Source organism: Paraburkholderia ginsengiterrae (assembly GCF_001645125.1).
In the GTDB taxonomy this organism is placed as follows: domain Bacteria; phylum Pseudomonadota; class Gammaproteobacteria; order Burkholderiales; family Burkholderiaceae; genus Paraburkholderia; species Paraburkholderia ginsengiterrae.
This window is the reverse complement of sequence record NZ_LXKA01000065.1, coordinates 87424-113289: the sequence shown is the minus strand read 5'-3', so window position 1 is coordinate 113289 and position 25866 is coordinate 87424. Positions and strand designations below refer to the sequence as shown.

Annotated in this window: 21 protein-coding genes; 14 read left to right on the top strand and 7 right to left on the bottom strand. The window is 64.3% G+C overall.

Annotation, left to right across the window (positions count from 1 at the left end; all coding sequences use genetic code 11):
* Window positions 1–236: 236 nt before the first annotated feature.
* The 7 genes from pilM (at window position 237) to A6V37_RS04895 (ending at window position 7566) form a co-directional block, all read left to right on the top strand.
* On the top strand, window positions 237–1229 hold the full coding sequence (gene pilM, locus A6V37_RS04925; protein ID WP_064285823.1) for a type IV pilus biogenesis protein PilM: 993 nt from the start codon (window positions 237–239) through the stop codon (window positions 1227–1229).
* A complete protein-coding gene (locus A6V37_RS04920) occupies window positions 1226–1945 on the top strand; it encodes a hypothetical protein (protein WP_064267484.1) in 720 nt (239 codons plus the stop codon). Before pilM ends, A6V37_RS04920 begins: the two co-directional genes overlap by 4 nt.
* Window positions 1942–2871, top strand: coding sequence for a hypothetical protein (locus A6V37_RS04915; protein ID WP_064267485.1), 930 nt, complete (start codon window positions 1942–1944; stop codon window positions 2869–2871). Before A6V37_RS04920 ends, A6V37_RS04915 begins: the two co-directional genes overlap by 4 nt.
* Window positions 2871–4559 carry a type IV pilus secretin PilQ gene (locus tag A6V37_RS04910; RefSeq protein WP_082902674.1) on the top strand — a complete coding sequence of 563 codons (1689 nt, stop codon included), beginning with the start codon at window positions 2871–2873 and terminating at the stop codon, window positions 4557–4559. Before A6V37_RS04915 ends, A6V37_RS04910 begins: the two co-directional genes overlap by 1 nt.
* A gap of 95 nt (window positions 4560–4654) precedes the next feature.
* Complete coding sequence (locus tag A6V37_RS04905; RefSeq protein WP_064267486.1) at window positions 4655–5206, top strand: shikimate kinase; 552 nt, start codon at window positions 4655–4657, stop codon at window positions 5204–5206.
* Entirely contained in the window at window positions 5206–6291 is a 1086-nt protein-coding gene (gene aroB, locus A6V37_RS04900; RefSeq protein ID WP_064285822.1) for a 3-dehydroquinate synthase, read from the top strand. Before A6V37_RS04905 ends, aroB begins: the two co-directional genes overlap by 1 nt.
* 72 nt (window positions 6292–6363) lie before the next feature.
* Window positions 6364–7566: a deoxyguanosinetriphosphate triphosphohydrolase gene (locus tag A6V37_RS04895; protein WP_064285821.1), complete on the top strand. Its 1203-nt coding sequence runs from the start codon at window positions 6364–6366 to the stop codon at window positions 7564–7566.
* Window positions 7567–7611: 45 nt separating this feature from the next.
* Here the strand turns inward: A6V37_RS04895 and A6V37_RS04890 are convergent, their stop codons facing one another.
* The gene (locus tag A6V37_RS04890; protein ID WP_064267488.1) at window positions 7612–7992 is read right to left on the bottom strand and encodes an ElaB/YgaM/YqjD family protein; all 381 of its coding nucleotides are present in this window, start codon (window positions 7990–7992) and stop codon (window positions 7612–7614) included.
* A gap of 357 nt (window positions 7993–8349) precedes the next feature.
* A complete protein-coding gene (locus A6V37_RS04885) occupies window positions 8350–9075 on the bottom strand; it encodes an OmpW/AlkL family protein (protein ID WP_064267489.1) in 726 nt (241 codons plus the stop codon).
* A gap of 187 nt (window positions 9076–9262) precedes the next feature.
* On the opposite strand from A6V37_RS04885, the gene A6V37_RS04880 reads away from it, so the two are divergent.
* The 3 genes from A6V37_RS04880 to A6V37_RS04870 all read left to right on the top strand — a co-directional run bounded on the left by A6V37_RS04880 (window position 9263) and on the right by A6V37_RS04870 (window position 16573).
* On the top strand, window positions 9263–9970 hold the full coding sequence (locus A6V37_RS04880; RefSeq protein WP_064267490.1) for a transposase: 708 nt from the start codon (window positions 9263–9265) through the stop codon (window positions 9968–9970).
* Window positions 9971–10266: 296 nt separating this feature from the next.
* Window positions 10267–14970, top strand: coding sequence for a glutamate synthase-related protein (locus A6V37_RS04875; RefSeq protein ID WP_064267491.1), 4704 nt, complete (start codon window positions 10267–10269; stop codon window positions 14968–14970).
* A gap of 133 nt (window positions 14971–15103) precedes the next feature.
* Window positions 15104–16573 carry a glutamate synthase subunit beta gene (locus tag A6V37_RS04870; RefSeq protein ID WP_064267492.1) on the top strand — a complete coding sequence of 490 codons (1470 nt, stop codon included), beginning with the start codon at window positions 15104–15106 and terminating at the stop codon, window positions 16571–16573.
* A gap of 183 nt (window positions 16574–16756) precedes the next feature.
* Here A6V37_RS04870 and A6V37_RS04865 read toward each other — a convergent pair whose 3' ends face one another.
* Together A6V37_RS04865 and A6V37_RS04860 are read right to left on the bottom strand one after the other, a co-directional pair.
* Window positions 16757–18022 (bottom strand): D-amino acid dehydrogenase, encoded by a 1266-nt coding sequence (locus A6V37_RS04865; RefSeq protein ID WP_064267493.1) that lies wholly within the window; start codon window positions 18020–18022, stop codon window positions 16757–16759.
* 10 nt (window positions 18023–18032) lie between these two features.
* Complete coding sequence (locus tag A6V37_RS04860; protein ID WP_064267494.1) at window positions 18033–19292, bottom strand: MFS transporter; 1260 nt, start codon at window positions 19290–19292, stop codon at window positions 18033–18035.
* A gap of 244 nt (window positions 19293–19536) precedes the next feature.
* Here A6V37_RS04860 and A6V37_RS04855 point away from each other — a divergent pair, with 244 nt between their 5' ends.
* Window positions 19537–20487, top strand: coding sequence for a tyrosine-protein phosphatase (locus tag A6V37_RS04855; RefSeq protein ID WP_064267495.1), 951 nt, complete (start codon window positions 19537–19539; stop codon window positions 20485–20487).
* 172 nt (window positions 20488–20659) lie between these two features.
* Here A6V37_RS04855 and A6V37_RS04850 read toward each other — a convergent pair whose 3' ends face one another.
* Together A6V37_RS04850 and A6V37_RS04845 are read right to left on the bottom strand one after the other, a co-directional pair.
* Window positions 20660–21931, bottom strand: a complete 1272-nt coding sequence (locus A6V37_RS04850) for an ATP-binding protein (protein WP_064267496.1) — start codon at window positions 21929–21931, stop codon at window positions 20660–20662.
* The gene (locus tag A6V37_RS04845) at window positions 21928–22668 is read right to left on the bottom strand and encodes a response regulator (protein ID WP_064267497.1); all 741 of its coding nucleotides are present in this window, start codon (window positions 22666–22668) and stop codon (window positions 21928–21930) included. Before A6V37_RS04845 ends, A6V37_RS04850 begins: the two co-directional genes overlap by 4 nt.
* Before the next feature lie 620 nt (window positions 22669–23288).
* On the opposite strand from A6V37_RS04845, the gene A6V37_RS04840 reads away from it, so the two are divergent.
* The 3 genes from A6V37_RS04840 (at window position 23289) to A6V37_RS04830 (ending at window position 24949) form a co-directional block, all read left to right on the top strand.
* Window positions 23289–23486, top strand: a complete 198-nt coding sequence (locus A6V37_RS04840; RefSeq protein ID WP_064267498.1) for a DUF6726 family protein — start codon at window positions 23289–23291, stop codon at window positions 23484–23486.
* A gap of 3 nt (window positions 23487–23489) precedes the next feature.
* Window positions 23490–24212, top strand: a complete 723-nt coding sequence (locus tag A6V37_RS04835; protein WP_064267499.1) for a hypothetical protein — start codon at window positions 23490–23492, stop codon at window positions 24210–24212.
* A 65-nt stretch (window positions 24213–24277) separates the two neighbouring features.
* Entirely contained in the window at window positions 24278–24949 is a 672-nt protein-coding gene (locus tag A6V37_RS04830; RefSeq protein ID WP_064267587.1) for a flagellar basal body L-ring protein FlgH, read from the top strand.
* An 84-nt stretch (window positions 24950–25033) separates the two neighbouring features.
* Here the strand turns inward: A6V37_RS04830 and A6V37_RS04825 are convergent, their stop codons facing one another.
* Window positions 25034–25789, bottom strand: a complete 756-nt coding sequence (locus A6V37_RS04825) for a response regulator (RefSeq protein WP_064267500.1) — start codon at window positions 25787–25789, stop codon at window positions 25034–25036.
* Between the last annotated feature and the right edge of the window lie 77 nt (window positions 25790–25866).

The window sequence follows — 25866 nt, the reverse complement described above, 5'->3', positions numbered from 1 at the left end:
AGTCCCGCGATTATAGCTGCCTCGGTTTTCAGCTTTCGGCATGCTTACTGACACTTCTTGACAAGTCTGCGCGCCACACGGGAATGACTTCACTGTAGACGCTTTGAAGGCGTGCAGGGCACGTGCCACGCAACGTTAGCCATCTGGCCGAGTGTCGCGCGACGGCGCGGGTCCGCACAATTCTTCCTCATTACTCGCGTTCGAATGGTTCGTCGCGTGAGTCAGAGGAGGGCGTGATGGCGTTCAACAGATCTTGGCTTCAGGCAGTGCAACCCGGTACGCAGCGTTTTGCTGCGGGGATCGACGTCGGTTCGCAGACCGTGCGTCTGGTCGTGCTCAGTCAGCGTTCGCGGCCGCCCGCCGCGCTGCGTATCGAATACGCGCGCTCCGTGCCGCTTGCCGTCGGCGCAATGGCCGGCACAGGAATCACCGATCGGCATGCGGTGGCGCGTGCGTTGCGCGACGCGTTTGCCGAACTGCCGCACGAGTGCGCGGCGCACGCGTTGCGATGCGCGATGGCGTTGCCCGGAACGGCTACTTTGACTACGACGGTGCCGCTTGCGCACCTCGCGGCGCAAAGCGGTGGCGCGTGCGACGGCGGCGATCAACTGGCTGAACTTGAGCCGGCGGTGATGGACGAGGTCGAGCGCATTGCGGGACTCGAGCGGCATGCTCTTGCGGTCGACTGGTATCTGGACGACAAGCCTTCGAAGGTCCGTTCGGTGACGATCGCCGCCACCGCGCGGCAACATCTCGAAGCGCGCATCGAATGCGCGGCGCGCGCCGGTATCTCGCTGACCGCGATCGACGGTGAGCCGCATGCGGCGTTGCGCGCCATGCGTTACGCGGCGAATTGCGAACTCGATCCGCACGAGCCTTATGTCGCGTTGTGGATTGGCACGGACGGCGTGTATGGCTGGCGTATCGTGGATGAGAGCATCGCCGGCGAAATGCGCTATCCCGCCCCCGAATACAGCGATCTCGCCGACGCGTTGCGCGATTTGGGCAACGGTCTAGAGCCCGGCTGCGCGCTGTTGAGCGGTGAGGTCGATCTGCTCGACGGCGTGGGTTTTTCGGTCGCGGATATCGCCGATGTGCTCGGCTGCACGGTGTTGCCGTTCGAATGCGAAGCACTTGGCGGACTCGTGCGGCCTTCGAGCGAGTCTTTGCTGCACGCGCCGGCTGGCGCGGTGGCGTTCGGGCTCGCGTTGCGCGGGATGCTCGAATGACGGGCGGCCTCCTGCATCCGGCGGGCTCGAACCTGCCACATCCATTGCGCAGCGCACGCCCCGCCCGGCCCTGGCTTGGCGGCTTCAATCTGCTGCCGTACCGGCAACGCAACGCGCGGCTCGCACGGCGCCGCGTCCTGCTCGAATGGGCGGCCGCGGCGTGCGGCGGTTGTGTTGCCGTTCTCGCATTGGCCGGCTGGCAGCTAGTCGAGAGGGCACGGCTCGATGCGCAGCGTGTGTCGATTGAACAATCGCTCGCTAACCTGTCGGCGCCGCTCGCCGAGCACGCGACGCTGCTGCGGGCGCGCGACCAGCAACGCGAAGATGCTGCGAGGGCACGGAGCTTGTCCGACCCGCTCACGCATTTGCGCGATCTCCTCGATGCACTGAGTTTCGAGCCAGGCGACGGCGTGGTGTTGCAGCAACTGCGCCATCGCGAGGAAGCGACGGAGCTGCAGGCGACTTCGCAAGGGCATATCGCATCGGCCGAATGGCTCAAACGCCTGAGCGCCGTTCCTGGTGTTAAGGGGGCCGAGGTGGGCGACCTGCATCGCTCGGCTGTACGTGGCGGCGCGGCTGCGCAGTCAGGCGTGACGGGTCCAGTCGAATTCGGCGCGCATCTGCGGTGGAGCGAGCCGGCGCAGAAAACGGCTCGCGCGGCAGGGTCCACGGGGGAGCGCCCCTTCAAGTCTGAACTATCAAGAGGTACGAAATGAATACGACCTTTTTCGAGTTTGACGAATCGGCAAGCGCACCGGCAGGCGCACGGCCCTTCGCTTCTGATTGGATGAAGCGTGCGCGCCTGCCGCTTGAAGCATGGAGCCGGCGCCGCCGCTGGGTGGCCGCGAGCCTGATTGCCGCATGCGTGTTCATGCTTGGCGCTCACGGCTGGAACGTGGCTGATCTCAGCGGTGTCGAGGCGAGCAGCGCGGCGCTGGAGGCCGGCAGCCAGCGTCTTGCCAATGCGAGACGGGCGCTGACGCAATTGCCGGCACTACGCCGCGAGGCGGCCACTGCGCCGCCCGCTCGTCCCGAATCTTGGAGTTCCGCGGACGATGTGCGCATCGTCTCCGAACTGGCCGCGCAAAATAGTGTCGCGTTGCAGGCGCTGGAACCAGGTGCTGCCAGCGGCGTAGGCGCTGAAAGCGTGCGCCCGCTGCAACTTACCGCGCACACCGATTTCGCGCACCTGATGGCGTTTCTGCGCGGACTCCAGGACCAGCCCGTGCTGATCGTGCCCGTGGATGTGACAGTTAAGCGGGACGCGGCTTCACTTCTGGTGCACGCGAGGCTCGACGTGTTCAGCACGCTGCGGCCGGCATCCACAACGGCCTCCGCAGACACATTCGCCGATGACAGCCTCGATTCGGACGACGAAGAAGAGATGGTTTTCTTCGATCCATTCTCGCTGCCTCAAATGCAGGCGACCGGTGAGCTGCCTGAAGTTTCGCAACTGCGCCTCGTCGGACTGCTGCACGATCGCACGCGTGGGTTGGCTCTGCTCGATACAGCGGACGGCACGACGGCCGTGGAGTCAGGGCAGCAGATTGGCGCTGAGCGCGTCGCGAGGCTCGACGCATCTGGCATTACGCTCGCGAATGGCAACGTAACGCGCGTTCTGGCGTTGACGGAGGCGTCCTGATGCGCTTGGCGAAACCATTTCCCATCGCGTCATGGCGTGTCGGCACGCGTGCATGTCCGAGCCTGAAGGTGGGGCTCGGTCTATATGTCACCGCTGTTTTTGGCCTCGGCATTGCGCAGGCCTCAACCCCACCATTGCCGCCGTTGCCCGCCTACATGCCGCTCGACGACGCGGTGGCCGCACCGGATGCCCCGTACGGCGCACCGCCACTACCGCGCGCGGTTTCCCTCGAGGTGCCCAATCCCTTTCGCCAGGATTCGGCGGACGATGTGGACACGTCGCGGGTGAGTGAGAAGGCGGCCAATACCCGCACGGACGAGCCAGTCGCGGCAGACGACGACGGTTCCACACCGCTTCGCAAGCAACCCGCCCGGCCAACGCGCGACGATGCCGCCGGCACTACCGCGCTGGAAGGCCCGCCGGTCCCGCTGCCTCCGCTCGCGCGCCTTGGCAGTGCTACGCGCAGCGCCACCGACGCGAACCTCGCCGCCGACGACAAACCAATCTCGCTGAATTTCCAGCGAGCCGAACTCGGCGCCGTGCTCAACGCATTTGCCAGGTTCACCGGACTGAACATCGTCGCGAGCGAGAGAGTGCGTGGCACCGTCTCGCTTCGGCTCGACAAGGTGCCGTGGCGTACCGCGTTCGACACTTTGCTCGACGTCAATGGATTGGCGATGGAGCGTCACGGCAACGTGATCTGGGTCGCGCCGATCGCGGATCTGGCGGCGCGCGAGCGGCAGCGCTTCGAAGCGCACGCCCGGGCCGCCGATCTTGAGCCGCTCGCCAGCCGGACTTTCGAGCTGCACTACGCGCGCGCGGAGGACGTGCGGCGCTTGCTGACCGGTTCGGGAGCCCAGCGCGTGCTGTCCAAACGCGGTGCCGCGACGGCCGATCCGCGCACCAATCTGCTGTTCGTGACCGATCTCGAAGGGCGCCTTGCACAGATCGTGGCGCTGCTCGCGTCGGTCGACCGGCCGACCCGTCAGGTGCTGATCGAGGCGCGTATCGTCGAGGGTGAGCATGGTTTTTCGCGCAATCTCGGCGTGAAGCTTTCCATGGCGGGCACGGACGCCGACGGTGCGACGCGGGGCTGGACTGGCGCCGGATACGATTTGTCGGCGCGGCCCATCGCCGGCTTCGACGCCGCGACCGCCGGCCTGACACTCTTCGCCGCGAGCGCGACACGGCTCCTGAATATCGAGCTGAGCGCGCTGGAGGCGGATGGGCTTGGGGAAATCGTCTCGAGCCCGCGCGTCGTGACGGCGGACCGGATGAAAGCCGTGGTCGAGCAGGGCACCGAGCTGCCTTATCAGGCAAAAGTCGGCCAGGGCGTGTCCGGCGTGCAGTTTCGCCGCGCCACGCTCAAACTGGAGGTAGAGCCGCAAATCATGCCGGACGGCCGCGTGGTGCTGGACCTCGACGTCGCCAAGGACAGCGTCGGCGAACAGACCGACGCCGGGCCTGCGATCAACACCAAACACGTGCAGACCCGCGTCGAAGTCGAGGATGGTGGTACGGTGTCGATCGGCGGGATTTATACGACCGACGACCGGGACGATGTGACGCAGGTCCCGGTCCTTGGCAAAATACCAATTTTGGGTGGGCTTTTCCGCCATCGCGCTCATCGCGACCGGCGCAGCGAACTGGCTGTTTTCATCACGCCGCGCGTCGTTCAGACAAATTAGGGGCAAGTGCGCGCCGCGGCGCGCAGGCTCGACAAGGCAGCCGCTTTGCCAGTAAGCTGCGGCACGAACCATACCGGATTAGCCAGAGGACACCGTTGCAAGCGCGGGACGCACACGCCAATGTATTTTTTGTAGGGCTCATGGGGGCAGGGAAAACCACCGTGGGCCGGGCCATTGCGCGCCGTCTCGATCGTCCGTTCTTCGATTCGGATCATGAAATCGAGGCGCGCACGGGCGCACGCATCCCCGTGATCTTCGAGCTGGAGGGCGAGGCGGGCTTCCGCGAGCGCGAGGCGTCTGTGATTTCCGAGCTCACCGGGCGCGAGAATATTGTGCTCGCCACTGGCGGTGGCGCGGTGCTGCGGCCGGAAAACCGCGAAGCGCTGCAAAGCCGCGGGCTCGTGATCTATCTGCGCGCCAATCCGCATGACCTGTGGCTGCGCACCCGGCGCGACAAAAACCGCCCGCTTTTGCAGACTGAAGACCCCAAAGCGCGCCTCGAAGCGCTCTATGAGGTGCGCGATCCGTTATACCGGGAATGCGCGCACTTCGTGATCGAAACCGGCCGGCCGTCGGTCAACGGACTCGTCAACATGGTCCTGATGCAGCTCGAGATGGCCGGCGTCGCCAAACCTCCTGCGTCATAATGGACCGTATGATTACCGTCAACGTCGAATTGGGCGAGCGCGCCTACCCCATCCATATCGGTGCCGAACTGATCGGCCAGACCGCGCTGTTCGCGCCGCATATCGCCGGCAACTCGGTCACCATCGTCACCAATACCACCGTCGACCCGCTCTACGGCGACAAGCTGCGCGCCGCGCTGGCGCCGCTTGGCAAGCAGGTGTCCACAGTGGTTCTGCCGGACGGCGAGGCCTACAAGAACCTCGAAACGCTGAACCTGATTTTCGACGCGCTGCTCGGCGCACGCGCCGATCGCAAGACCACGCTGATCGCTTTGGGCGGCGGCGTGATCGGCGACATGACCGGTTTTGCCGCCGCTTGCTACATGCGCGGCGTGCCGTTCATTCAGGTGCCGACCACGTTGCTGTCACAGGTGGACTCGTCGGTGGGCGGCAAGACGGGTATCAATCACCCGCTCGGCAAGAACATGATCGGCGCGTTTTACCAGCCGCAGGCCGTGATCGCCGACATCGGCGCGCTAGGCACGCTGCCCGCGCGTGAACTGGCGGCGGGCGTCGCCGAAGTCATCAAAACCGGCGCAATCGCCGACGCGGGCTTCTTTGGCTGGATCGAAGCCAATGTCGAGGCGCTCAATCGCTGCGAGCCCGAAGCGCTGGCGGAAGCGGTCAAGCGGTCGTGCGAAATCAAGGCTTCGGTGGTCGCGCAGGACGAGCGGGAAGGCGGGCTGCGCGCCATTCTCAATTTTGGGCATACCTTCGGCCATGCGATCGAAGCCGGGTTAGGCTACGGCGAGTGGCTGCACGGCGAAGCGGTCGGTTGCGGGATGGTGATGGCGGCGGACCTGTCCGTGCGCATGGGCTATCTCGACGAGGCGGCGCGCAAGCGTCTGGTCGACGTGATTGTCGCAGCGCATTTGCCGATTCGGGCCCCCGCGCTGGGCGAGGCGCGCTATGTCGAACTGATGCGGGTCGACAAGAAGGCGGAAGCCGGCGCGATCAAATTCATTCTGCTGAAGCGTTTCGGTGAGACGCTGATCACCCAGGCGCCCGACGCAGAGGTGCACGCCACGCTGGCCGCCGCTGTCTAGACACCGCGAGGCACGTCAGCAACGCATTGCGCACCAGCGTCACGAGGCGCCGCCCATGTTTCGGAGAACCCGGTGACTGACAGGCGCGGCGACGATGTAAAGCATGAACCAGCAGGCACGGCGGAAATCGCCGTGCCGACGCAAGAGGCGCTCGAAGCGCATCTCGCGCCGTATGCGGCCCGTTCCGCGCAGTCGCGCGGCCGCCGCTATCCGGAAGCCGCGCCCAGCGCGCGCACCGAATTCCAGCGTGACCGCGACCGCATCGTCCGCTCGACGGCGTTCCGCCGGCTCGAATACAAGACGCAGGTGTTCGTGAATCACGAGGGCGACCTGTTTCGCACGCGTCTGACCCACAGCCTGGAAGTCGCGCAGATCGCGCGGTCGGTGGCGCGCAATCTGCGCGTCAACGAAGACCTCGTCGAAGCCATTTCACTCGCCCACGATCTCGGGCATACGCCGTTTGGCCACGCCGGCCAGGATGCGCTCAACGAATGCATGCGCGAGCACGGCGGCTTCGAGCACAACCTGCAAAGCCTCGCCGTGGTGGACGATCTGGAGGAGCACTATGGCGCGTTCAACGGCCTGAACCTCTGCTTCGAAACGCGCGAGGGCATTCTCAAGCATTGCTCGCGTGAGAATGCGCGGCGGCTCGGCGCACTGGGCGAGCGCTTTCTCCAAGGACGGCAGCCGTCCATCGAGGCACAGATCGCGAACGTGGCCGACGAGATCGCGTACAACAACCACGACGTCGACGACGGTTTGCGTTCAGGCTTGCTTACCGTCGAGCAGCTCGCGGAGGTGGAGCTATGGCAGACGCACTATGAAACGGCGCGGCGCGATTATCCGCAGATCGAAGGGCGCAGGCTGATTCACGAGACGGTGCGGCGCATCATCAATACGCTGATTGTCGATCTGATCGATGCCACCAGGCTGAATCTGATCCGGCACGCGCCGGCGTCGCTGGACGACGTGCGTTCAGCGCCGGCGCTCGTCGCCCACAGCGAAACGGTGGCCGCGCAGGCCGCGGCTCTCAAGCGCTTCCTGTTCAAGAATCTGTATCGCCATTACCGCGTGATGCGCATGGCCAACAAGGCCCGCCGTGTCGTCGTCGGTCTGTTCGACGCCTTCACGGACGATCCGCGGCTGTTGCCGCCGAGCTATCAGTCCACCGACGCGGCGCAGCAGCCGCGCCTGATCGCCCATTACATTGCCGGTATGACGGATCGTTACGCGGTCAAGGAGTACCAGCGCCTCTTCGTGATCGAAGACAACTGACTCGAAAGCCGGCGGGCGCCGGCGTCCGATCAGGAAAGTGCTCGCCTAGCGCAGGCGCGAAGCGATCAGGACGCCTGCAACCAACGCCACGCCGCCGGCGATCGCAATGGCCTGCCAAGGGTTTTCATGCACGTAGTCGTCGGCATCGGCCGCCGTCACTTCGGCGCGTTCACGCACGGCCTCGCGCGTCTCGTTCAGCCGGGTGCGGGCCACCTCGAGTTGCTGGCGAAGTTTGCTGCGCAACGCCACGGCGTCGGCATGGGTGCCGTCCGCCAGCGTGGATTCAAGTTCTGACATGAGCGTGCGCAGTTCGCCGGCGATATCTTCGGCCGCGTGGCGGCCGTGGCGGGCAATCCGCCGCGCGCGGCGGCTAGTGCTGGTCCAGGATTCGCCAAGGGCGTCTCGCGTGTTTGGAAGGGCAGTCATAGTCGCTCCGTAGATGAGAGGAAGGGTCCCGCGCGTTGTCACGAAGACACAAATTCACCTCGCGACGCGGGAAATACCTTGTAGCCGCAACTTCGGTGCCAAACCTCGCAGCCCTTTCAAGCCGTGCCGACCATGACCAATCTTCAGCAGATATTGCATGCACCGGCCCAATTTCGCGCCAAATTTACAAATACCCATCCGTTGCGCATTCGTTGGCCGCGCGATGCCGCCACGCGTCGATCCGGCTCATTGGATACACGCGCAAAACGGCAACGCCGTCATGGGATGCATGACGGCGTTGTCCAAGCCACGAAAATTCGACTAACCTAGGTCTACGGCCCCAAATTTCCTGAAGCGTTAGAAACGGTAACCGATGTTGACGTAGGTGACGATCGGGTTCAGCTTGATCTTGGTTTGCGATTGCACGTTCAGCGTGCCGACCGGCGTCGCGGCGGCGGTGTTCAGCTTGGCGGTCGTGCTGAGCGGCAGGTACGAAACCGAGGCGCCGGCAAACCAGTGCTGGTTGAACGAGTAGGTAAAGCCGAGATTAAACACCGGCTCCCACGAACTATCCGTAGTGACGGCGGTCGGACCATGCAGCACGTTTGCCTGGAATACGCCGTTGGTGATCTTTTCGTCGGTGAACCAGATACGGCTCACACCAACGCCGAGATACGGGCGGAAGGTGGCGGTCGGAGCATTGAAGTAGTACTTGAGCAGCAGAGTCGGGCTCCACTGTTTCGCCTGGCCCAGCTTGCCGAATTGTTCGAGGCTGCCCGAGCCCTGCAGGTCGAAGGAAGGCGGGATGCCGAACACGAATTCGGTTGCGATGTGATCGGTGATGAAGTAGCCGGCGGTGAGGCCAAGCGTGTCGCCTGAACTAAGTGTTGCGCCGGTGTTGGCTTCGGTAATGTTGGTCGGGCTGCCGCCAATGCTTGTCACTGTCAACGGCTGGCTGCTCGATTGGGGTGCAAAATGGAACCAGCCCGATGTGACGAAAAAGCTGCCGGCCGATTGCGCGTGCGCCGCCGTTGTCATGCAGGCGAGTGCCGCGATCCCCGTTACGGCCTGTTTTAATTTCATATGTGCTCCTCCAAAAAAGGCTCGCTCATTATGACGACAACGTTTGAAACAAACCATACGCGGCGGTTAGAGCTTTCTCCCTAAGCCCCGCGCGGTTTCTGGCTTAGCCGCGCTGCGCCGAACCTCGGGCGCAGGCGGCTCTTCGGACCTTCGGGTATGTACCAACGCGACTATCGGATACTCCAGCATGGCACGGCTTGCACGTCTCTATGTCCCTGACCAGCCGCAGCACGTCATCCTTCGCGGACTCGATCAGCAGCCCGCATTTGTGGATGACCAGGACTACGAGCTTTTCATCGATTGTCTTAAAGCGGCTTCACGCGACCATCACTTATCCATTCACGCTTATGCGTTGATGCCCGGCGCGGTGCAACTGCTCGTCACACCCACCGAGGAGTCGAGCCTGCCGAAGGCGATGCAGGCGGTGGGGCGCCGCTACGTGGCGCACTTCAACCGGCGGTACGCGCGCCGCGGCACCTTGTGGGAGGGCCGCTACCGCGCCACGGTGATCGAAGGCGAGCGCTACTTCCTGCTGGCGAGCCGCGTGGTCGAGATGTGTCCGGTGCGCGCGCAGCTGGTGAGCGCGCCGGAAGACTACCGCTGGTCGAGCTACCGCCATCACATCGGCCTCACGCTCGACAGCCTGATCACCGACCACCCCTTGTACTGGTCGCTCGGCAACACGCCGTTCGAGCGGCAGCGTGCGTACCGCGAATTGTGCGAGCAGCCGCTCGACGAACGCGAGACCAGTCAGCTTCAGCAGGCCACGCTGAAGGGCTGGGTTCTGGGCAGCGATACGTATCGGGAATGGGCGGCGCGGGCCGCCAACCGGCGCGTGTCGCCGCTGCCGCGCGGGCGGCCGCGCAAGGTCCGCGAGACGCCCCAGCAGCAATAAAGCGTTTCGCATCAACGGTCTGCATCGAAACGGCATCTTCGCATGCCGTTTTCTTTTGCACTGTTTTGATGTGGCACCAATAAAATATAGCCGCAATGCACCAACTTGATAATTGGGTCCCGATCATCACGTTTTATTTGCTATTCCATTGATTCGTCGCGTATATTCCGAATTCCGGCGTTTTTGATACGCGTTGCATCCAGCGTTGAAGGGCGCCGTCGCGGTTGCGCTGCAAAACTGCGGCAATAGAAAAAACGGTTTAACGGCCTGTCCGGCCCCTCACAGACGGTGTCCCCATGAACGACCACCAGCAACCGACTCATCCGGTTCCCGCCGCGCAAGGTCTGTACGACCCGCAAAACGAACACGACGCCTGCGGCGTCGGCTTTGTCGCTCACATCAAGGGCAAGAAAAGCCACGAGATCATCGAGCAGGGCTTGAAGATTCTAGAGAACCTCGACCACCGGGGCGCCGTCGGCGCCGATCCGCTGATGGGCGACGGCGCGGGCATCCTGATCCAGATTCCGGACGGTTTTTATCGTGAGGAAATGGCCCGGCAGGGTGTGACGCTGCCGCCGCACGGCGAATATGGCGTCGGCATGGTGTTCCTGCCGAAGGAACATGCGTCGCGTCTGGCTTGCGAACAGGAACTGGAGCGCACGGTGAAGGCCGAAGGCCAGGTGGTGCTGGGCTGGCGCGACGTGCCGGTCGACCACACCATGCCGATTTCGCCCACGGTGAAGGCGAGCGAGCCGCTGATCCGCCAGATCTTCATTGGCCGCGGCAAGGACATCATGGTGACCGACGCGCTCGAGCGGAAGCTGTATGTGATCCGCAAGACCGCGAGCCACCGCATCCAGGCGCTCAAGCTCAAGCACGGCAAGGAATACTTCGTGCCGTCGTGCTCGGCGCGCACGGTGGTCTACAAGGGCCTGCTGCTGGCCGGCCAGGTCGGCGTGTATTACCGCGACCTGCAGGACGAGCGCACCGTCTCGGCGCTCGCGCTCGTGCACCAGCGCTTCTCGACCAACACGTTCCCGGCGTGGGAACTGGCTCACCCGTACCGCATGATCGCCCACAACGGCGAAATCAACACGGTGAAGGGCAACGTCAACTGGCTGAACGCCCGTACCGGCGCAATCGCCTCGCACGTGCTCGGCGACGACCTGCCGAAGCTGTGGCCGCTGATCTACCCGGGCCAATCGGACACCGCCTCGTTCGACAACTGTCTCGAACTGCTGGTGATGGCCGGCTATCCGCTCGTCCACGCGGTGATGATGATGATCCCGGAAGCGTGGGAACAGCACACGCTGATGGATGAGAACCGCAAGGCGTTCTACGAATACCACGCCGCGATGATGGAGCCGTGGGACGGCCCCGCTGCCATCGCCTTCACCGACGGCCGCCAGATCGGCGCGACGCTCGACCGCAACGGTCTGCGTCCGGCGCGCTACATCATCACCGACGATGATCTCGTGATCATGGCGTCGGAAGCCGGCACGCTGCCTATTCCCGAGTCGAAGATCGTCAAGAAGTGGCGTCTGCAGCCGGGCAAGATGTTCCTGATCGATATGGAACACGGCCGCATCATCGACGACAAGGAACTGAAGGACAACCTCGCCAACGCCAAGCCGTACAAGAGCTGGATCGACGCGGTGCGCATCAAGCTCGACGAAATCGAGCCGAAAGCCGAAGACGTCGCCACGGAACGCCGCGAAGCCGCTGCCTTGCTGGATCGCCAGCAGGCCTTCGGCTACACGCAGGAAGACCTCAAGTTCCTGATGGCGCCGATGGCGCAAGCAGGCGAAGAAGCCGTCGGTTCGATGGGCAACGACTCGCCGCTGGCGGTCATGTCCAACAAGAACAAGACGCTCTATCACTACTTCAAGCAGCTGTTCGCGCAAGTGACGAACCCGCCGATCGACCCGATCCGCGAAAACATGGTGATGTCGCTGGTGTCGTTCGTCGGTCCGAAGCCGAACCTGCTGGACACGAACAACATCAACCCGCCGATGCGTCTCGAAGTGTCGCAGCCGGTGCTCGACTTCAAGGACATCGCGAAGATCCGCGCGATCGATCAGTACACGGGCGGCAAGTTCAGCTCCTATGAACTGAACATCTGCTACCCGGTCGCCTGGGGCAAGGAAGGCATTGAAGCGCGTCTCGCGTCGCTGTGCGCGGAAGCGGTCGATGCGGTCAAGTCCGGCTACAACATGCTGATCGTGTCGGACCGCCGGACCGACCGCGACAACGTCGCGATTCCGGCGCTGCTGGCCACCGCCGCGATCCATACGCACCTCGTGCAGCACGGTCTGCGCACGAGCGCGGGCCTGGTCGTCGAAACCGGCTCGGCACGTGAAACGCACCACTTCGCGCTGCTGGCGGGCTACGGCGCGGAAGCCGTGCACCCGTACCTCGCGATGGAAACGCTCGGCCAGCTCGCCGCCGGCCTGAAGGGCGACCTGTCGGCGGAGAAGGCGGTCTACAACTTCACCAAGGCAGTCGGCAAGGGCCTGCAGAAGGTCATGTCCAAGATGGGCATTTCGACCTATATGTCGTACACCGGCGCGCAGATTTTCGAAGCCGTCGGCCTCGCTGAAGACCTCGTGTCGAAGTACTTCAAGGGCACGTCGTCGAAGGTTGGCGGCATTGGCTTGTTCGACGTGGCGGAAGAAGCGATCCGTCTGCATCGCGAAGCGTTCGGCGACAACCCGATCCTCGCGAACATGCTCGACGCGGGCGGCGAGTACGCCTACCGCGTGCGCGGCGAAGAACACATGTGGACGCCGGATGCGATCGCCAAGCTGCAACACTCGGCACGCAGCAACTCGTATCAGACGTACAAGGAATACGCGCATCTGATCAACGATCAGACGAAGCGCCACATGACGTTCCGCGGCCTGTTCGAATTCAAGATCGATCCGGCCAAGGCCATTCCGCTCGACGAAGTCGAATCGGCGAAGGAAATCGTCAAGCGTTTCGCGACCGGCGCAATGTCGCTGGGCTCGATCTCGACCGAAGCCCACGCCACGCTGGCTATCGCGATGAACCGCATTGGCGGCAAGTCGAACACCGGCGAAGGGGGCGAGGACGAGAACCGTTATCGCAACGAACTGCGCGGCATTCCGATCAAGAACGGCGACACGATGAAGTCCGTGATCGGCGACGAAGTGATCGTCGACATTCCGTTGAAGGACGGCGATTCGCTGCGCTCAAAGATCAAGCAGGTGGCATCGGGCCGTTTCGGCGTGACGGCGGAATACCTCGCCTCGGCCGATCAGATCCAGATCAAGATGGCGCAGGGCGCGAAGCCGGGCGAAGGCGGTCAGTTGCCGGGCCACAAGGTGTCGGAGTACATCGGCAAGCTGCGTTACTCGGTGCCGGGCGTCGGCCTGATTTCGCCGCCGCCGCACCACGACATCTACTCGATCGAAGATCTGGCGCAGCTGATTCACGACCTGAAGAACGCCAACTCGGCGGCGAGCATCTCGGTGAAGCTGGTGTCGGAATCGGGCGTCGGTACGGTCGCCGCGGGCGTTGCCAAGGCGAAGGCCGATCACGTCGTGATCGCCGGCCATGACGGCGGCACGGGCGCATCGCCGCTGTCGTCGGTGAAGCATGCCGGTACGCCGTGGGAGCTGGGTCTGGCCGAAACGCAGCAAACCCTGGTGCTGAACCAGTTGCGCGGCCGTATCCGCGTGCAGGCCGACGGTCAGATGAAGACCGGCCGCGACGTCGTGATCGGCGCGCTGCTCGGCGCGGACGAGTTCGGTTTCGCGACGGCGCCGCTCGTCGTCGAAGGCTGCATCATGATGCGCAAGTGCCATCTGAACACCTGCCCGGTCGGCGTCGCGACGCAAGATCCGGTGCTGCGCGCGAAGTTCCAGGGCCAGCCGGAACACGTCGTGAACTTCTTCTTCTTCGTTGCGGAAGAAGCGCGCGAACTCATGGCGCAACTGGGCATTCGCAAGTTCGACGACCTGGTCGGCCACGCCGAACTGCTCGACATGAAGAAGGGCATCGAGCACTGGAAGGCGAAGGGTCTCGACTTCTCGCGCGTGTTCCATCAGCCGCAGGTGCCGGCTGAAGTGGCGCGCAAGCACGTCGACGTGCAGGACCACGGTCTCGACAAGGCGCTCGACCACACGCTGATCGAGAAGGCGAAAGCGGCGATCGAGAAGGGCGAGCACGTCTCGTTCATCCAGCCGGTGCGCAACGTGAACCGTACGGTCGGCGCGATGCTGTCCGGCACGATCGCGAAGAAGTACGGCCACGACGGTCTGCCCGACGACTCGATCCACATCCAGTTGAAGGGCACGGCGGGTCAGAGCTTCGGCGCGTTCCTGGCGAAGGGCGTCACGCTGGATCTGGTCGGCGACGGCAACGACTACGTCGGCAAGGGCTTGTCGGGCGGCCGCATCATCATCCGTCCGACCAACGATTTCCGCGGCAAGTCGGAAGAAAACATCATCTGCGGCAACACGGTGATGTACGGCGCGATTGAAGGCGAATCGTTCTTCCGCGGCGTGGCCGGCGAGCGCTTCTGCGTGCGTAACTCGGGCGCGACGGCGGTTGTCGAAGGCACGGGCGACCACGGTTGCGAATACATGACCGGCGGCACGGTGGTGGTGCTCGGCGAAACGGGCCGTAACTTCGCGGCCGGCATGTCGGGCGGCGTCGCTTACGTGTTCGATCCGGACAGCACGTTCGCCAGCAAGTGCAACAAGTCGATGGTCGCGCTCGAACCGGTCCTGCAACAGGCCGAACAGGAGCGCACGGTCGACAAGGGCCTATGGCACACCGGCACGACCGACGAAGCGCTGCTCAAGGGACTCATCGAGCGTCACTTCCAGTTCACGGGTTCGCCGCGAGCCAAGGCGCTGCTCGAAAACTGGGATGCGTCGCGCCGTCAATTCGTGAAGGTATTCCCGACCGAATACAAGCGCGCGCTGGGCGAGATGGCCGCGAAGAAGGCGAACAAGGAAGTGCTCGCCGCCTGATTCATCGACTAGCCGCCTCGCTGGTTACCAGCAGGACGTCACCTTTAGCCGTACCCGCCGCGTGCGACCGTTCAACGGTGCGATGCGGCGGGTGTAGATCACCCCACCTGATACAGATAGAGAAGAGAACCACATGGGCAAGGCAACCGGTTTTCTCGAGTTCGAACGCCGCCACGAGGCGTACGAAGCTCCGCTCACGCGTGTGAAGCACTACAAGGAATTCGTCGCCGCACTGACCGACGACGAAGCGAAGATTCAAGGCGCGCGTTGCATGGACTGCGGCATTCCGTTCTGCAACAACGGCTGCCCGGTGAACAACATCATCCCGGACTTCAACGACCTGGTGTTCCATCAGGACTGGAAGAACGCGATTGAAGTGCTGCACTCCACCAACAACTTCCCCGAGTTCACGGGCCGCATCTGCCCGGCACCGTGCGAAGCGGCGTGCACGCTCGGCATCAACGACGACCCGGTCGGCATCAAGTCGATCGAGCACGCGATCATCGACAAGGCCTGGACCGAAGGCTGGGTCGCACCGCAGCCGCCGAAGCACAAGACCGGCAAGAAGGTCGCCGTGGTCGGTTCCGGCCCCGCGGGTCTCGCCGTCGCGCAGCAACTCGCGCGCGCGGGGCACGATGTCACCGTGTTCGAAAAGAACGACCGCATTGGTGGCCTGCTGCGCTACGGCATTCCAGACTTCAAGCTGGAGAAGTGGCTGATCGATCGCCGCATGCGCCAGATGGAAGCCGAAGGCGTGACGTTCCGCGCCAACGTGTTCATCGGCAAGGCGGATTCGCTGCCGGCGCATATCGGCAACACGGCCAAGGAAACCATCACGCCGGCGGAACTGAAGGAACAGTTCGATGCGGTCGTGATCGCCGGCGGTTCGGAAACGCCGCGCGATCTGCCGGTGCCGGGCCGCGAGCTGGAAGGCATCCATTACGCAATGGACTTCCTGCCGCAGCAGAACAAGGTCAACGCCGGCGACAAGGTCGCGAACCAGCTGCTCGCAAAGGGCAAGCATGTGGTCGTGATCGGCGGCGGCGATACGGGTTCGGACTGCGTGGGCACGTCGAACCGTCATGGCGCGAAGAGCATCACGCAATTCGAACTGCTGCCGCAACCGCCGGAAGAAGAGAACAAGCCGCTCGTGTGGCCGTACTGGCCGATCAAGCTGCGCACGTCGTCGTCGCATGACGAAGGCTGCTCGCGCGACTGGGCGGTGGCGACCAAGCGCCTCGAAGGCAAGAACGGCAAGGTCGAGAAGCTGATCGCGGCACGCGTAGAATGGAAGGACGGCAAGATGCAGGAAGTGCCGGGTTCCGAGTTCGAAATGAAGGCCGATCTGGTCCTGCTCGCCATGGGCTTCACGCAGCCGGTTTCGCCGGTGCTCGAAGCATTCGGCGTCGACAAGGATGCGCGCGGCAATGTGCGCGCGTCGACCGAAGGCGACAAGGCGTACTACACGTCGGTGGACAAGGTGTTCACCGCGGGCGACATGCGTCGCGGCCAGTCGCTGGTGGTGTGGGCGATTCGCGAAGGCCGCCAGTGCGCGCGTTCCGTCGATGCGTACCTGATGGGCCATTCGGAACTGCCGCGCTAAAGTCGGCCACTGTTTGCAGGAAGAGGTGGAGACGACAATGTGCCGCGTGAGCGGCACATCTAGCGGTATGTCAAAGTGGTGAAGAACAAGGCCGGGCACCTGAGAGGGTGACCCGGCTTTTTAATGCCGGCTTTATCGTTGGCTCCGCGCTCGCGCAGCGTCACGCGCGTGAGGCCAGTGCGCTCACTTCCGGTAGCGCGTCAACGTCAATCCGTCGAGATCGATTTCCGGTCGGCGTTGCGTGATCAGATCCGCCACCACACGCCCCGAGCCCATCGACATTGCCCAACCCGTCGAGCCGTGCCCGACGTTCAGCCACAAGTTGCCCACTCCGGACGGACCGAGCAGCGGTGCGCCGTCGGGGGTCATCGGGCGGCGGCCCACCCAGAAATGCGCGGACGTGGGATTGGCCGCATGCGGAAACCAGTCGCCGAGCACTTTCAACAGCGTCTGCAACGCTTGCTCGCGCAGCGTGCTCTGACGGTTGCCGAGCTCTGCCGTGCCGGCGACGCGCAGGTTGTTGCCGAAGCGCGTGATCGCCGTTTTCAGTGACTCGTCCATGAGCGCCGCGTGCGGGGATTTTTCTTCGTCGATAACGGGCAGCGTTGCCGAATAGCCTTTCACGGGGTAAAGCGGCACTTTCACGCCGAGCGGTGCGAGTAGCGCTGCGCTGTCGACGCCCAGTGCCACCACGACGGCATCGGCCGGTAACGATTCGGCGCCGCGTTCGCTCTCGACACGCACGGCTCGGGCGGTGCCGCCCTGCACGTCGAGCGACGTGACGCGCGTATCGAAACGAAAGCGCACGCCGCTGCGTTCGCAGATCGCGCGCAGTTCGCGGGTGAAACGGGCACAGTCGCCGGCTTCGTCGTCGGGCAGATAGAGGCCCGCGAGCGGCGCCTGACGCGCCCAGCGCAAACCCGGTTCGATCTCGACGCACTGCTCCGCGCTGACTTCCCGATGCGTGATACCGGCGTCGCGCAGCACGGCCAGCGCCGGCTGCGCGAGTTCGACGTCATACTCGCTGCGAAACAGTTGCAGATAGCCCTGGCTGCGGCCGTAGTCGAACGGATGACACTCGCGGAATGCGCGCAGACACTCGCGGCTGTAGTAAGCGATGCGCTGCATGCGCTGCTTGTTGACGCGAAAGCGTTCGAGGTCGCATTCCCGCAGCCAGCGGGCAATCCAGCGCCATTGAGCCGGATCGACGGTGGGCCGGAAAATCAGCGGCGAAGCGGGTTTGAACAGGTATTTGAGTATCTTTGCCGGCATGCCGGGCGCCGCCCACGGCGTCACGTAGCCCGGCGCGATCACGCCGGCGTTGCCGAAACTGGTGGAGAGCGCGACGTCCGGTTCGCGCTCGATCACACAGACCTCGCAGCCTTGCTGGCGCAGGTAAAAAGCGGTGGCGACGCCAATCACGCCGCCGCCGAGAACGATCGTTTTCATGTGTGCGATCTCAGGCGGTGGGACTGACTGCGCCGAGTACCTTGCCCTTGGTTTCCGGCAGACACAACGCGGCGACGATCACGAGCAGATAGCCCGAGCCCGCCACGACGCCCATCGCCTTGACCAGCGTCATGGTTTGCGACAGGGTGCCGACCAGAATCGGAAAGAACGAGCCGAGCCCGCGCCCCAGGTTGTAGCAGAAACCTTGTCCGGAGCCGCGTATCGCGTTTGGATAAAGCTCCGACAGGTACGCGCCCACGCCCGCAAAAATCCCTTGCACGACGATGCCGAGCGGGAAGCCGAGCGCGAGCATCATGCCGTCCGTGATCGGCAGCATGGTGTAGACCATGCCAAGCACGAACGAGCCAATCGCGAACAGCACGAACGACGCGCGCCGGCCGATCCGGTCGCACAGAATCGCGCCGACGATGTACCCCGTGAACGACCCGACGATCAGCACGATCAGATAGCCACTGGTATTGAACACCGACAGGTGGCGCACAGTCTTGAGATAGGTCGGCAGCCAGGTGGTGATCGCGTAGTAGCCGCCGAGCATGCCGGTGCACAAGACGCTGCCGAGCAGCGTGGTCCTGATGTGAGCGAGCGAGAAAATCTGCAGGAAGTGGGCGGTATCGAGGCCGTTGTCGCGGGCGCGGCGTGTTTCGACGAAGATGTCCGGATCGCTCACGTTGCGGCGGATATAGATGATCCACGCCGCGGGCAACAGGCCGATCCAGAAGCAGGCACGCCACGCGACCTGTTCCGGTAGCAGCGCGAAGAATGCCCAGTAGATGATGGCCGCGGCCGCCCAGCCGAACGACCAGCTGCTTTGCACGGTGCCCACGGCTTTCGCGCGATGCTGCGGTGAGCGAATCGTTTCGGCCATCATGATCGTCACGACCGACCATTCACCGCCGAAGCCAATACCCTGCAGCGTGCGTGTGGTGAGCAGCTGCCAGAACGAATGGGTGAAGCCGGACAGGAACGTGAAGAGCGCAAAGGTGGCGATCGTCCACTGGAGCACACGGATGCGGCCATAGCGGTCGGCCAGAATGCCCGCGAGCCAGCCGCCGACCGCCGACGAGATCAGCGAACTGGTGGCGATCATCCCGGCTTCGCTTTTGGTCATGCCCCATGTCGCGATCAGCGTCGGAATGAGGAAGGAGTAGATCATGAAGTCGAAGGCGTCGACCGCGTAACCGCCGAAGCCGGCATAGAGCGTGCGGCGTTCGCGCTGGGTCAGTTCGGTGAACCATTGGAGAGATGCCATGTTTTGTTGTGATCTCCAGGGCGGTTTAGCCTGCCGTCGCCCGAATGTGGGGTGTTTGTATTCTACGGAAATGGGGCTTCCTGCGGCCAGTTGTGGTTAAAAATGGCGGGCAACGGTAAGAAACGGAAGCGACTTTCCTTACCAACTCCTACCGTGTAACTCAAAGAACATTCTGCAACGTTAAACTGCGCTCGCAGCGCCGGTGCTGCGAACCATCTGCTCACGTCCGCGCCAGCCACGCCTCATGCCTGTCACCGCAAATAACTGCTCGCCTGTCCGCTGCTCCGCGAGCACAACCCTGCGGGCAGACCGGATCCCGGAACCGGAGGCGCCGCTGTCGCGCCGTATTTTTCTGAAGCGCTCGGCCAGCGTCCTGCTGATCTCCGGCATGGGCAGTTCGATGCTGGCCGCGTGCGGCGGCGGCAACCTCAACGCGGATCAGCCGGCAACGCCGCGTCTCGCGTCGGTGGACAACTTCCGCGATCTGGCGGGCGCGGCGGCGGGCTATCCGACCGTCGACGGCAAACAGATGCGTCGCGGCGTGTTCTATCGCTCGAACGCGCTGACCCTCGACGCCGCCGACCAAACCACGATCGACCGGCTCGGTATCGCCTCGGTCTACGATCTGCGCACGCCCGGAGAAATTGAACGGACCGCGGACATCTTGCCGCGCGGCGCCGTCTCGCAGACGCTCAACGTGCTCGGCGTGCGGGACTTTGTGGCCCCGGCCCTCGACACGCCCGGCGCCGCCGCCGCGTTCATGGAAGCGCAGGCACGCGCCTACGTGAGCGGCGGCGCCCAGCGCGCCGGTTACGGGGCGCTCCTGACGCGTCTGGCCGGCGGACCCGATGCGCAGCTGTTTCACTCCGGCGCGGGCAAGGACCGTACCGGCTGGGTCGCGGCGCTCCTGCTCAGCATTGCCAATGTTCCGCTAGACGTCATCATGCAGGATTACCTGCTGAGCAATGTCTACCGGGCGCTGTCCATTCAGTCACAAACCGCCACGCTGCGCGCGCAGGACGGCGACGCCGTCGCCACGGTCACGGCGCCGCTCCTGAGCGTTCAGGAAGATTATCTGCAAGCCGGCTTCGATCAGGTCCAGGCGAGTTACGGCACGATGGCGAGCTACCTGACGCAGGGCCTCGGCGTGTCGCAATCGACGATCGACACCTTGCACAGCCGCCTCGTGAGGTGAGGCTCGCAGGCGGCGCGTTCGCCGCAGGCAAAAAAAAATCCGCCCCAAATAGTTGGGCGGACAGAGAAGGGCGGCATCGAGGTTGCCGAGGGTGACTATAAGGCCGCCGCACTGGCCATTGGTCGTCCGGTAAGGTGGCGTAAGCGCGTGTTCTGTTTCCGGCCAGGCTGGCTCACGCGGGCGCCGCCGCCACCGGCAATTCGATCCGGACCTCCAGACCGCCTTGTGCGTGATTGCGCACCTGACAACGTCCGCCGCGGTCATGCGCGAGCCGCGCCACGATGGCGAGGCCGAGGCCGCAATGGCCTTCGCCACCGCGTGCGGCGTCGAGCCGTACGAACGGTTTCATGGCGGCGGCGATGCGGTCGTCGGGAATGCCGGGGCCGTGGTCGCGCACGCTGATCACCCAATGCCTGTCGTCGCGTGCGGTGGCGATATCCACCGGCGGCGTGCCGTGCTCGAGCGCGTTGTCGACGAGGTTCGTGACCAGCCGGTCGAGCAGCGTGCGCGGCAGTTTGAACGAGGCGCCCGCGCGCAGATCGAGCGCGAACAACGGGGCTTCTGCACTGTCTCCGGTGGAAAACTGTTCCTGCAGGAAGTCGTCCACTTCGACCGGGGGCCCGGCGTCGGCGGACTGGCCGGCGAACTCGAGAAACTGCTGGACGATGTTGGTCAGCGAGTCGACGTCGCGGATCAGGCCGGCGCGTTCCTCTTCCGCCACCAGCACGCTCGCGCGCAACTTGAGCCGCGTGAGCGGCGCCTTCAGATCGTGCGCGACGCCGGCCAGCATGACGGCCTGATCGTCGCCGGCTTCGTTCAGACGCCGCATCATGTCGTTGAACGAGCCGATCAGATCGCGCAGTTCGCGCGGGCCTTGCACCGTGACGGGCTCCGGCCGGCCACCCGAGCCGAATGCGCGGGCCGCGTCGGCGACCCGCGACAGGGGCCGCTGCATCTGCCAGACCGCGAACAGCGAGAGGATCAGCGCCGCGGCCAGCATCGAGATCGATTCGATCAGGAAGCGCGGCCGCGGCGGCACGTCGACCGGCACGACCACCCAGTTCGATTTGCCGGGAAACAGTACCCACAACTGCGGCGGGCGCAGATCGTCGACGGCGATCTGCGTGCCGGGCGGCAGGTTCTCGTGCAGCTGCCGGCTCAGTTCAAGCAGGGGGCGTTTCGTCGGCTCGTGCAGATGCACGCTCGCCGGCATGTTCCAGGTGGGCACGAGATGCACGCGCATGGCAGGCGCGAGCGCGGCGCCTTTCATCGGCTCGCCGTTGATGGCCTGCAGCACCAGCAGGATGCCGCGCGCAAAGCCGTCGATTTCATGGCGTGGCGGCTGCATGACCACCAGCACGAACCAGCCCGCCTGAATCGCGAACAACACCGCCGCCGAGAGTAACGCCATTCTGCCGAACAGCGTGTTCAGCGGATTTCTCATGCGCTTGAGGCAGCCTCTTCGGCGAAGGGCGTGCCGTCGGCGTCGGGCACGAATACGTAGCCTTTGCCGCGCACCGTCTGCACGTAGCAGGGATTGGACGGATCCTCTTCGATCACGCGGCGCAGGCGCCAGATCGGCACGTCGAGGCTGCGGTCGCGGAAGGCGAGATTGTCGCGATGCACGAGATCGTGAATCAGCACGCGCGACAACACCTTGTACGGATTGTTGACGAAAATCTTCAGGAGCGCGAACTCACTGTCGCGCAGCGGCAGCTTCGCGTTGTCGCGGCACAGCGAACGCGTGGCGAAATCGAGTTCGAACGGGCCGAACCGGTAAGGTTTGCGTGCTTCGGGCGCGCTCGTGGTGGACGGTCCGCGGCGGCGCAGGACCGTATGGATGCGTGCGAGCAATTCACGCGGATCGAACGGCTTGGTCAGATAGTCGTCCGCGCCGAGCGAAAGCCCGACGATGCGGTCGGCCACCGTGCCGCGCGCGGTCACGAAGATCACGGGAATGTCGTCGCCGGCGGCGCGCAGCGCGGTGAGCGCGCGCAGGCCGTCGGTGTTCGGCATCATGATGTCGAGCACGACGACGGACGGCCGTTCACGTTCGAGCCGGCGCTGCAGATGCGTGCCGTCGTGGAGCACGGACGCGTCGAAGCCGTTCGATTGCAAGAACTTGCATAGCAGATCGCGTACGACCGGATCGTCGTCGACGATAAGGACCTGTGGATTCATGACGAAATTCTAGACTGGCCCGCGCGGCGCGCGGCCGACTGTTTTCTTACCAATGCTTACGTAGCGCCGCGCCATTGCATCTGGTTCGCGTGTGAGGCCCGCCATACAAGGCTCACCGCATATTTCCACGGTGCCGGACTGGAGCGCTTGCGCGGCCGCGCCGGACTTGTTTCGCATCGCCAAAATTCCTCCGAAGAAAGAATTCACGTGCAATTGGAATCGCTTGCAAGAGGGCGGAACGGGTCGTAAGAACCGCCGGAAAGCGCGTTTTCCTTCGTGCATCGCCGCCGCGTGCGCGGCGCGATGATTCGTCGTGCAGTACGTTGCGCCGCACGCTGAAAACAGCCTGACGCCTTGGGCCCACGGCAGGCGGCGTGCAATTGAAACCCAGCGAAACCCGGCACCACGCGAGGCCCATCATGACCATTCCCAGCCATCTCACATCAACCCGCTTGTCTTCCCTCGCGCCCGCGTCTGCGCCGACGGCGAAGCCAGCCACTTCGACCAGTTCAGGCGTCGCTGCGCCGGCCAGCGAGTCCGTCACCAAAGCGCAGCCATCGCTGCCCGCCGGGCTCGTGGGCCACCACGTCAATACGACGGCCTGACGGTCCGGGGCCTCAGTGTCGACCTCGAAAAATTTTGACCAGTGCTTACGTGTCGCTGCGTGGTTGACGCTCGGCGCGGCGCTGCTGCCGCTCGGCGGTTGCGCCGTCGCCGCACTGCCGTGCCGGCTGACGTCGGCCACCCTGAAAATCATCCCGGTCGTCGGTCATGCCGCGGCCGCACCGTTCGACATGTGTTCATCCGCGATCGACTGAATCATGACACTCAAACGGATTGTCTGCGCGTTGGCGCTGCTGGGCGCGGTGTGTTCGGCGAGCGTCGACGCCCAACCGCCCGCGCATGAAACCAATGCGGCCGGCGCGGTCGGCGGGGCCGCGAAAGCGTCCGTCGCCGATGTGCGGCGGCGTCCGCAAGACGCACCGTTTGCGTTCCGTGGGGTGACGCTTGGCATCACGCTCGACGAATTTCGCGCCGGCTCGACCGTGCGGGCTACGCCGCCTGGCAGCGTGCCGGTCTGCGAGACGGACGTGCTGGCTGGCGCGCTCGGCATGAGTCTGAAATCGCATGAGAGTCTGACGGTGGCCTGCCGCTGGGCGCATCGCGCGGACGACGGCTGGGCGGTGTCGCAGGCGGTGGTCGACGGTGCGCCGGCGCTGGAGCATGTGCTGCGCTTCGCGCGTATCGGCGGGCAAGGCGCGCTGCGTCTGTACGAGATTTCCTTTGTAATCGACGAACTTACCGCCGACGACCTGCGCGATGCTCTCGCGGACCGTTACGGCCCGCCGCGCCTCGCGACACAGAACGTCGTGGCGCCGGGCGCGCTGCCCATGTATGTCTGGGAAAACACGCTGAGTTCGATCACGTTGTGCTTTCTGCCGGGCACGCGCAACGGCACGCTCACCTATCTGCTGAAGGGCTCGGATGCCTGGGTGAAGTCGGTGGTGCGGCAATGGCAGGCGAGTGACGCGGAGGCGGGTTGATGAGCGGCATGAAGTATGGCCGCGAGGCCCATTTCGAACGCGGCCGCTTAGGCTCGGGAGCATCTATGACTGCGCTACGTTTTACCGCCGCGCTCGGCGTGGTGGCCTGTCTTGCGGCGTGCTCGAGCCCGCAGCAGAATTCGATCGTCGAGACGCCGATGGCGCCGCCGCTCGCATCGGCGCCACTGAACGTCAACACGCAAGGCGCGATCTACCAGGCCGGCACACCGCTGCTGCTTTACGAAACGCCGCGTGCCCAGCACATCGGCGATGTGCTGACCATCCGCCTTGCGGAGTCGTACAGCGGCAGCAATAGCTCGAGCGCGGCGGCAAGCCGTTCGAGCAGCATCACGGCCGACGCCGCCGACCACTCGACGAACGCCGCCGCACGGCTCGCGCGTCTGTTCAATATCGGCTCGGCGAGCACCGACTTCAAGGGGCAGGGCAGTCTCACCGACGTCAGCGGCATGAGCGGCACGCTCGCTGTGACTGTGATCGGCACGATGTCGACCGGCAATCTGGTCGTGTCGGGCGAGAAGGTGATTGCGATGAGCGGCAACCGCGACCGCCTGCGGCTGTCCGGTATCGTGAATCCTAAGGATATCGAAGCAGGCAACTACGTGGCGTCGAGCAAGGTTGCCAACGCGCGCATCGAGCAGGCCGGCGTGGGGATGGTGTCCGACGCCACCACCATGGGCTGGCTGCAGAGAATGTTCATGAGTGTGCTCACATTCTGAATGTCGCACGCCGGTGCTTTCGATACATGCGGTGCGCGATTCTCGCGCAACCTCGCGATACCCCGCATGACCTCGTGTTAGCAGTCAGGCCCGCGGCTGCGGGCCATGCGCTACCGAGCTGCGCTCGGCCGCGCCGATTTCACCGTCCGGCACGAACACGTAGCCGCGTCCCCACACGGTTTGCACATAGCGCGGCTCGGACGGGTCCACTTCAATCAGCCGTCGCAAGCGCCAGATCGACACGTCCAGGCTGCGATTGCGATGCGCCTCGCTATTGCCGTGCAATTTCTCCAGCAACTGTGCGCGCGTGAGCACGGTCATCGCGTGAGTGACGAATACCTTGAGCATGGCGAATTCGCTCGAACGCAAGCCGATGCGTTCGCCTTCGCGGCGTAATTCGCGAGCCGGGAAATTCACCTCGAAGCGGCCGAAGCGATACGGCGCGCGTTGTTCCGGTGCGCTCGGCGCAATCGCGCCGCGACGGCGCAGCACGGTGCGTATTCGTGCGACCAGTTCGCTCGGCTCGAACGGTTTGCCGAGATAGTCGTCGGCGCCGAGTTCGAGACCGATCACGCGGTCGATCGGATCGGCGCGCGCGGTCAGCAGAATCACCGGAATGTCGTCGCCGGCGACGCGCAAGGCGCGCAGCGCGCTGATGCCGTCGAGCTCCGGCATCATGATGTCGAGCACGATCAGTGCGGGACGCTCGTCCTGCAAGGCGCGCTGCAGCGCCATGCCGTGTTCGAGCGTGGCAACCTTGAAGCCGCGCCCGTGCAGATATTCGCTGACGAGCTCACGTACGACGGGGTCGTCGTCGACGATCAGAATGGATTGGTTCATTCAGGTCATCTTAGAGAACCGTGCTGGCCGAGCAAAGCACGCGACGCTTTCGAATCCTTTCCCGTGTAAGAGGACGC

Excerpts from the sequence above, each read along its gene's own strand:
- A6V37_RS04835 (WP_064267499.1), top strand. The coding sequence starts at position 23,490 with ATGACACTCAAACGGATTGTCTGCGCGTTGGCGCTGCTGGGCGCGGTG.
- A6V37_RS04860 (WP_064267494.1), bottom strand. The coding sequence starts at position 19,292 with ATGGCATCTCTCCAATGGTTCACCGAACTGACCCAGCGCGAACGCCGC.
- pilM (WP_064285823.1), top strand. The coding sequence starts at position 237 with ATGGCGTTCAACAGATCTTGGCTTCAGGCAGTGCAACCCGGTACGCAG.
- A6V37_RS04910 (WP_082902674.1), top strand. The coding sequence starts at position 2,871 with ATGCGCTTGGCGAAACCATTTCCCATCGCGTCATGGCGTGTCGGCACG.
- A6V37_RS04915 (WP_064267485.1), top strand. The coding sequence starts at position 1,942 with ATGAATACGACCTTTTTCGAGTTTGACGAATCGGCAAGCGCACCGGCA.
- A6V37_RS04825 (WP_064267500.1), bottom strand. The coding sequence starts at position 25,789 with ATGAACCAATCCATTCTGATCGTCGACGACGACCCCGTCGTACGTGAG.
- A6V37_RS04865 (WP_064267493.1), bottom strand. The coding sequence starts at position 18,022 with ATGAAAACGATCGTTCTCGGCGGCGGCGTGATTGGCGTCGCCACCGCT.
- A6V37_RS04890 (WP_064267488.1), bottom strand. The coding sequence starts at position 7,992 with ATGACTGCCCTTCCAAACACGCGAGACGCCCTTGGCGAATCCTGGACC.
- aroB (WP_064285822.1), top strand. The coding sequence starts at position 5,206 with ATGGACCGTATGATTACCGTCAACGTCGAATTGGGCGAGCGCGCCTAC.
- A6V37_RS04845 (WP_064267497.1), bottom strand. The coding sequence starts at position 22,668 with ATGAATCCACAGGTCCTTATCGTCGACGACGATCCGGTCGTACGCGAT.
- A6V37_RS04880 (WP_064267490.1), top strand. The coding sequence starts at position 9,263 with ATGGCACGGCTTGCACGTCTCTATGTCCCTGACCAGCCGCAGCACGTC.
- A6V37_RS04875 (WP_064267491.1), top strand. The coding sequence starts at position 10,267 with ATGAACGACCACCAGCAACCGACTCATCCGGTTCCCGCCGCGCAAGGT.
- A6V37_RS04850 (WP_064267496.1), bottom strand. The coding sequence starts at position 21,931 with ATGAGAAATCCGCTGAACACGCTGTTCGGCAGAATGGCGTTACTCTCG.
- A6V37_RS04855 (WP_064267495.1), top strand. The coding sequence starts at position 19,537 with ATGCCTGTCACCGCAAATAACTGCTCGCCTGTCCGCTGCTCCGCGAGC.
- A6V37_RS04830 (WP_064267587.1), top strand. The coding sequence starts at position 24,278 with ATGACTGCGCTACGTTTTACCGCCGCGCTCGGCGTGGTGGCCTGTCTT.
- A6V37_RS04920 (WP_064267484.1), top strand. The coding sequence starts at position 1,226 with ATGACGGGCGGCCTCCTGCATCCGGCGGGCTCGAACCTGCCACATCCA.
- A6V37_RS04870 (WP_064267492.1), top strand. The coding sequence starts at position 15,104 with ATGGGCAAGGCAACCGGTTTTCTCGAGTTCGAACGCCGCCACGAGGCG.
- A6V37_RS04885 (WP_064267489.1), bottom strand. The coding sequence starts at position 9,075 with ATGAAATTAAAACAGGCCGTAACGGGGATCGCGGCACTCGCCTGCATG.